Origin of the sequence: Paraburkholderia sp. XV (genome assembly GCF_020177535.1) — a bacterium.
Lineage (GTDB): Bacteria > Pseudomonadota > Gammaproteobacteria > Burkholderiales > Burkholderiaceae > Paraburkholderia > Paraburkholderia caribensis.
The window spans coordinates 102,515-108,818 of record NZ_JAGUUD010000014.1; the positions used below are offsets into that span (position 1 = coordinate 102,515).

Below are 6,304 nucleotides of genomic sequence, written 5' to 3' on the forward strand. Positions count from 1 at the left end.
CGGGCGCTTTTCTTTTCACCGCTATTCTTTTCGTGCTGCCTGTGAAAGCCATCACCTCGCGGGACAATCCGCTCTACAAGCGTCTGAAGGCATTGGCCGGCTCGACGCATCAACAGCGCAAGAGCGGCCATGCGCTGCTCGAAGGGTTTCACCTGGCGGGCGCGTATCTCGACGTCGCGGGCCAGCCGGAAATGTGCGTCGTCACGGAAGGCGCGCTGCGCCACGACGAGGCGCAGGCGCTGGTCGCGCGGATCGAGGAACGGCGCATCGTCACGCTGCCCGACGCGCTGTTTGGACAACTGTCGAACGTCGTCAACGGCGTCGGCCTGTTACTGCTCGTCGAGAAGCTCGACCTGCCGCTGCCCGGGCGCGTGACGCAGGGCTGCGTCGTGCTAGACGGCGTGCAGGACGCAGGCAATGTCGGATCGATTCTGCGCAGCGCTGCGGCAGCGGGCATCGGTCATGTGTTCTGCGCGCCGGGCACCGCGTACGCGTGGTCGTCGAAGGTGCTTCGCTCGGGGATGGGCGCGCATTTTCTGCTGCAGATTCACGAGGACATCGAGCCGCAGACGTTGATCGAACGGCTAGACGTGCCCGTCGCGATCACGGATTCGCACGGCGCGCAGGCAATCTACGACACCGATCTGTCGGGGCCTGTCGCGTGGGTGTTCGGCAATGAAGGGGCGGGCGTCTCGCAGCCATGGCGCGACGCGGTGACATACCGCGTGACGATTCCGCAGCCCGGCGGGATGGAGTCGCTCAATGTGGCGGCGGCCGCCGCCGTGTGTCTTTTCGAGCAGTGCCGGCAGCAGCGCGCTGCCGGCTGAATTCACTTATCGAAATCGACTCGCGCCATCAATACGACGACCGGTCCAGCCTGATTTCCTGCAGGATGGTCGTCGCGATTTCCTCGATCGACTTGTGCGTCGACGAGAGCCACTTGATCCCTTCGCGGCGCATCATCGTCTCGGCTTCGTTGATCTCGTAGCGGCAGTTTTCGAGCGCCGCATATTTGCTGCCGGGACGCCGCTCGTTGCGGATTTCCGAAAGCCGCTGCGGATCGATCGACAAGCCGAACATCTTCGTGCGATGCGCGAGCAGCGGCGTGGGCAGCTTGCCGCGCTCGAAGTCTTCGGGGATCAGCGGATAGTTTGCCGCTTTCACGCCGTATTGCATCGCCAGGTAGAGGCTGGTCGGCGTCTTGCCGCTGCGCGACACGCCGACGAGGATCACGTCGGCTTCTTCCAGATTGCGATTGGACTGGCCGTCGTCGTGCGCAAGCGAGAAGTTGATCGCCTCGATGCGGTTCTTGTATTCCTCGGTGTCGGCGTTCTGGTGGCCGCGGCCCATGGCGTGGCTCGACTTCAGTTCCAGTTCCTGTTCGAGCGGCTCGACAAAGGTCTGGAACATGTCCAGCACGAGCGCGTTCGAATCCTTCACGATCTGGTTCGACGCGCTGTCCACGAGGGTCGTGAAGACGATTGGGCGGCGGCCTTCGTGATGCGCGGCTTCGTTGATTTTTTCGAGCGTGGCGTAGGCTTTTTCCGTCGAATCGACGAAGGGCACACGGACCAGACGGAATTTCTGGTCGAACTGGGAGAGGATCGAATGCGCGAAGGTTTCGGCAGTGATCCCGGTACCGTCGGAGACGATGAATACGGTGGGCGGCATCAGTGGGCAGGGAACATGAGCGTCAAAATCCGCTCGAATCAGACATTGCCGCGTGGCGCGCGCTGCCCGGTGGCTGGCCGGAAAACGGCAGCGGCGCAACACCAGACGACACGCGGCGCAGCGTGCGCCCGAACGGGCAAACAGCCCCACGCGCGGCCAGGTTGACGCCGCGGGCTGTCACGCAAACCCCGTCGGCAAGCCGCGCGCGCCGTTCGAGGCGCATTTCTCGTCCGACTGTCACATTTTGAGAGTCGGCACGGTAGAATAGCGGCAACCTGTTGGATAAGCAATTGCAGCCAAATCGCGTGTAACTATCTGTTATCGCTCTTTGATTGCGTCGTGATTTGTTCGTAAGTTGCACGGCAACGCTGCAAATTCGTTCAATCTTCTGCTTCGTCGGGCTTCGTGCCGCGCCTGAAGCCTTCCGCGATTGCTTCTCCAACAGGTTGCGCAAGGCACGAGTCACGCTCCCAATGGGCGCCTCGTGTTCGAGCCCACTTGCGCAATCGAGCATTTTTTCCACTTAGGGGCTTGTATGACTAACGCAGTTAACGTTGCTAAGGATCAGGCGTATGTAGTTCCATTCGAGCAGTTGCGAATGACCGACGTGGAAATCGTCGGCGGCAAGAATGCTTCGCTCGGCGAGATGATCAGTCAGCTCGCCGAAGCGGGTGTGCGCGTGCCGACGGGTTTCGCGACAACGGCGCTCGCATTCCGCGACTTTCTGCATCACAACAACCTGACCGAACGTATCGCCCAACGTCTCGAGACGCTCGACGTCGACGACGTGAAGGCACTCGCCGCTGCGGGTAAGGAGATCCGTCAATGGATCGTCGACGCCCCGCTGCAGGCGCGTCTCGAACAGGAAATCCGCGCAGGCTTCGACACGCTGCAAAAGAGCTCGCCTGAGGAACTGTCGTTCGCGGTCCGTTCGTCAGCGACGGCGGAAGACCTGCCGGACGCATCGTTCGCCGGTCAGCAGGAAAGCTACCTGAACGTGGTCGGCATCGAAGACGTGCTCGATCGCATGAAGCACGTGTTCGCGTCGCTCTACAACGACCGCGCCATCTCCTATCGCGTCCACAAGGGCTTCACGCATGCTGAAGTCGCGTTGTCGGCGGGCGTGCAGCGCATGGTGCGCTCGGACGTCGGCGCAGCGGGCGTGATGTTCACGCTGGACACGGAATCGGGCTTCAAGGACGCCGTGTTCATTACGTCGAGCTACGGCCTCGGCGAAACCGTCGTGCAAGGCGCGGTGAATCCGGACGAGTTCTACGTCTTCAAGACCACGCTCGCACAGAACAAGTACCCGATCATCCGCCGCTCGATCGGTTCGAAGCTCATCAAGATGGAGTTCACGAAGGCGGGCGAAGAAGGCCGCGTGAAGACAGTCGACGTGCCGCACGAGCAGCGCAACCGCTTCTCGATCACTGACGAAGACGTGATCGAACTGGCGAAGTACGCGGTCATCATCGAAAAGCACTACCAGCGTCCGATGGACATCGAGTGGGGCAAGGACGGTCGCGACGGCAAGATTTTCATTCTGCAGGCGCGCCCCGAAACGGTGAAGAGCCAGGGCGGCAACAAGGCTGAGCAGCGCTTCAAGCTGAAGGGCCAGTCGCAGGTGCTGGCGACGGGCCGGGCAATCGGCCAGAAGATCGGCGCGGGCCCCGTGCGCGTGATTCACGATCCTTCGGAAATGGAGCGCGTGCAGCCGGGCGACGTGCTGGTCGCGGACATGACCGACCCGAACTGGGAACCCGTGATGAAGCGCGCAGCCGCGATCGTCACGAACCGTGGCGGCCGTACCTGCCACGCGGCGATCATCGCGCGTGAACTGGGTGTGCCCGCCGTGGTGGGTTGCGGGGATGCATCGGACGTGCTGAAGGACGGCGCGCTGGTGACCGTTTCGTGTGCGGAAGGCGACGAAGGCAAGATCTACGACGGTCTGCTCGAAACGGAAGTGACGGAAATCCAGCGTGGCGAACTGCCGGACATTCCCGTCAAGATCATGATGAACGTGGGCAATCCGCAGCTCGCATTCGACTTCGCGCAACTGCCGAACAAGGGCGTCGGTCTTGCTCGCCTCGAATTCATCATCAACAACAACATCGGCGTTCACCCGAAGGCGATTCTCGAGTACCCGAACATCGATCAGGACCTGAAGAAGGCCGTCGAAAGCGTCGCGCGCGGTCACGCATCGCCGCGTGCGTTCTATGTCGACAAGCTGACGGAAGGCATCGCGACGATCGGCGCTGCGTTCTATCCGAAGCCCGTGATCGTGCGTCTGTCGGACTTCAAGTCGAACGAGTACAAGAAGCTGATCGGTGGTTCGCGCTACGAGCCGGACGAGGAAAACCCGATGCTGGGCTTCCGCGGCGCGTCGCGTTACATCGCGGAAGACTTTGCGCAGGCGTTCGAAATGGAGTGCATCGCGCTCAAGCGCGTGCGTGAAGAGATGGGCCTCGACAACGTCGAGATCATGGTGCCGTTCGTGCGTACGCTGAAGCAGGCGGAGCGCGTGGTCGGGCTGCTGGCGAAGTACGGCCTCAAGCGCGGCGAGAACGGTCTGCGCCTGATCATGATGTGCGAAGTGCCGTCGAACGCGATCCTCGCGGAAGAGTTCCTGCAGTACTTCGACGGCTTCTCGATCGGTTCGAACGATCTGACGCAGTTGACGCTCGGCCTCGACCGCGACTCCGGCATGGAATTGCTGGCAGCGGACTTCGACGAGCGCGATCCCGCCATCAAGTTCCTGCTCAAGCGCGCGATCGAAACCTGCCTGCGTCTGGACAAGTACGTCGGCATTTGCGGCCAGGGCCCGTCGGATCATCCGGACTTCGCCGAGTGGCTGACGCAGGAAGGCATTGCGTCTATCTCGCTGAACCCGGACACGATCATCGATACGTGGCAGGCGCTGGCAAAAGTGACGAAGTAAGCATTGCGCATCGATTTGTAGCGGCGCGTAAAAGGTGCTGCTACGAACGATAAAACGCTGGCGCTTCATGCTATAAACACCCCGGTAGATCCGGGGTGTTTTGCTTTGTGGAGGCGCGAGTGTTCCAAAGTGGACTGTTCTGGTGGATCGGCGCAGGCGTGCTGATCGTGCTCGAACTGATGCACGGCACGTTCTATCTGCTGATGGTGGCGCTCGGCTTTATTGCGGCGGCGTTGGCGCGTCTCGCAGGGGCTGATCTGCCGCTGCAACTGTGCATTGCGGCTGCCGTGGCGCTTGCCGCGATGCTGTTGCTGCGCAAGTCGCGCTTCGGACGGAAAACGAAAGCGCGCGCCGAAGCCGCGCGCAATCCCGACGTGAACCTCGATATCGGCTCGACGCTGACCGTGCGCGCGTGGCACGATGGACACGCGCGCACCAGGTATCGTGGCGCGTCATGGGATGTCGAACTCGCGCCCGGCGAGCCGGAAGACGCCAGTCTCTATGAAATCACTGCATTGCGAGGCAACTGTTTCGTCGTTGTCGCGAGCAAGCGTGCGCCGGCGAGGGCCTGAGCCGTCAGATGCAGTGCAGGCGCAACTGAACGCGCACAACAATTCAAAAGCAGATGGGGGTGCAGGAATGGAATCGTCGAGTATCGTCGGACTGGTGTTGCTGATTGTCGTGATCGTGGTCGCTGCGCAGACGATCAAGATCGTGCCGCAGCAGCACGCGTGGGTGATGGAGCGCCTCGGGCGCTATCACGCGACGCTCACGCCGGGCTTGAGTTTCGTGGTGCCGTTCATCGACCGGATTGCGTACAAGCATGTGCTCAAGGAAATTCCGCTCGACGTGCCGAGCCAGGTCTGCATCACGCGCGACAACACGCAGTTGCAGGTGGACGGCGTGCTGTACTTTCAGGTTACCGATCCGATGAAGGCGTCATACGGGTCGAGCAACTTCGTGTTCGCGATCACGCAGCTGTCGCAGACGACGTTGCGCTCGGTGATCGGCAAGCTCGAACTCGACAAGACGTTCGAGGAGCGCGACTTCATCAATCATTCGATCGTGTCGGCGCTCGACGAAGCGGCGTCGAACTGGGGCGTGAAGGTGTTGCGTTACGAGATCAAGGATCTGACGCCGCCTAAGGAGATTCTCCACGCGATGCAGGCGCAGATCACGGCGGAGCGCGAGAAGCGCGCGCTGATCGCGGCATCGGAAGGGCGCAAGCAGGAGCAGATCAATATCGCGTCGGGCGGGCGTGAGGCGGCGATCCAGAAGTCGGAGGGCGAACGGCAGGCGGCGATTAACCAGGCGCAGGGCCAGGCGGCGGCGATTTTGGCGGTCGCCGAGGCTAATTCTCAGGCAATCCAAAAAATTGCGGCGGCGATTCAGTCTACAGGCGGGATGGAGGCGGTGAATCTCAAGGTCGCTGAGCAGTATGTGGGTGCTTTTGCGAATCTGGCGAAGGCCGGGAATACGTTGATCGTGCCGGGGAATATGGCGGATATGGGGTCGATGATTGCGTCGGCGTTGACGATCGTGAAGCAGGCGAAGAGTGCCGGGTGATTAGGGTTTTTGTGTCGGCGAGGCTGGGGGGGCGCGCTGGCATCCGCGAATTGTGTTTTCGCTGGCATCCGCGAATTGTTAGCGTGCTTCAGGCGTCGCCCCTGTGCGGGGCGGCACCTACTTTTCTTT

General features: G+C 61.6%; 6 protein-coding genes. 4 read left to right on the top strand and 2 right to left on the bottom strand.

The features are described from left to right. Positions 1-41: 41 nt before the first annotated feature. Positions 42-827, top strand: coding sequence for a TrmH family RNA methyltransferase (locus KFO72_RS10660; RefSeq protein ID WP_054934484.1), 786 nt, complete (start codon positions 42-44; stop codon positions 825-827). Between the two features lie 28 nt (positions 828-855). Here the strand turns inward: KFO72_RS10660 and KFO72_RS10665 are convergent, their stop codons facing one another. Next, positions 856-1,671, bottom strand: a complete 816-nt coding sequence (locus KFO72_RS10665; RefSeq protein ID WP_060601265.1) for a pyruvate, water dikinase regulatory protein — start codon at positions 1,669-1,671, stop codon at positions 856-858. Positions 1,672-1,693: 22 nt separating this feature from the next. Beyond that, on the bottom strand, positions 1,694-2,194 hold the full coding sequence (locus KFO72_RS10670) for a hypothetical protein (protein WP_156516589.1): 501 nt from the start codon (positions 2,192-2,194) through the stop codon (positions 1,694-1,696). A gap of 12 nt (positions 2,195-2,206) precedes the next feature. On the opposite strand from KFO72_RS10670, the gene ppsA reads away from it, so the two are divergent. From ppsA to KFO72_RS10685, 3 genes are all read left to right on the top strand, one after another. Continuing rightward, positions 2,207-4,609: a phosphoenolpyruvate synthase gene (gene ppsA, locus KFO72_RS10675; RefSeq protein WP_062915258.1), complete on the top strand. Its 2,403-nt coding sequence runs from the start codon at positions 2,207-2,209 to the stop codon at positions 4,607-4,609. A gap of 119 nt (positions 4,610-4,728) precedes the next feature. Beyond that, a complete protein-coding gene (locus tag KFO72_RS10680; RefSeq protein WP_225032003.1) occupies positions 4,729-5,181 on the top strand; it encodes an NfeD family protein in 453 nt (150 codons plus the stop codon). A 67-nt stretch (positions 5,182-5,248) separates the two neighbouring features. Beyond that, positions 5,249-6,175 (top strand): SPFH domain-containing protein, encoded by a 927-nt coding sequence (locus KFO72_RS10685; protein WP_054934483.1) that lies wholly within the window; start codon positions 5,249-5,251, stop codon positions 6,173-6,175. Positions 6,176-6,304: the final 129 nt, after the last annotated feature.